This is a genomic window from Mesorhizobium sp. M7A.F.Ca.MR.148.00.0.0 (assembly GCF_003997735.1).
GTDB lineage: Bacteria > Pseudomonadota > Alphaproteobacteria > Rhizobiales > Rhizobiaceae > Mesorhizobium.
In genome coordinates, this window is sequence record NZ_RZTB01000410.1 from 1 (window position 1) to 436 (window position 436).

Below are 436 nucleotides of genomic sequence, written 5' to 3' on the forward strand. Positions count from 1 at the left end.
GGGGAATAGGGGAATATGGGAATAGGGGAGGCTATTCGGCTGCAAGTTTACGGATGAGAAGCCGAAGAAGCTTTCCCACACTTTCGGTACTCGCCAACAATGGGCCGGACGTCGCTTTCGGCGCGATGCCAATACGTTCAGCAATCAGAAGCTGAGTTTCCAGTTCCTTCAATGATCCTTGGGCAATACGGAGAAATTGCAGATAGTAGCCTCGAATTTCCCTGCCATACCCCTCGGCTATGTTTGCCGGCACCGACGTTGCAGAGCGCCGCACTTGGCTGGTCAGCCCATAAAGCTCTTCTTTGGGCCAGGATTTAGTAGCACCGTAGACCGCCACCGCAAGATCCATCGCCTGCTCCCAAACAAGCAAGTCCTTGTAGGACCCTGTTTTTTCGGTCATCCGTCCCTACTCCCCTACTCCCCTACTCCCCTACTC

Annotated in this window: 1 protein-coding gene; it reads right to left on the reverse strand. The window is 54.1% G+C overall.

Going from position 1 to position 436, the window contains the following annotated elements; genetic code table 11:
- Positions 1-31: 31 nt before the first annotated feature.
- Complete coding sequence (locus tag EOB49_RS34745; RefSeq protein WP_127383553.1) at positions 32-400, reverse strand: four helix bundle protein; 369 nt, start codon at positions 398-400, stop codon at positions 32-34.
- Positions 401-436 lie beyond the last annotated feature (36 nt).

Excerpts from the sequence above, each read along its gene's own strand:
- EOB49_RS34745 (WP_127383553.1), bottom strand. The coding sequence starts at position 400 with ATGACCGAAAAAACAGGGTCCTACAAGGACTTGCTTGTTTGGGAGCAG.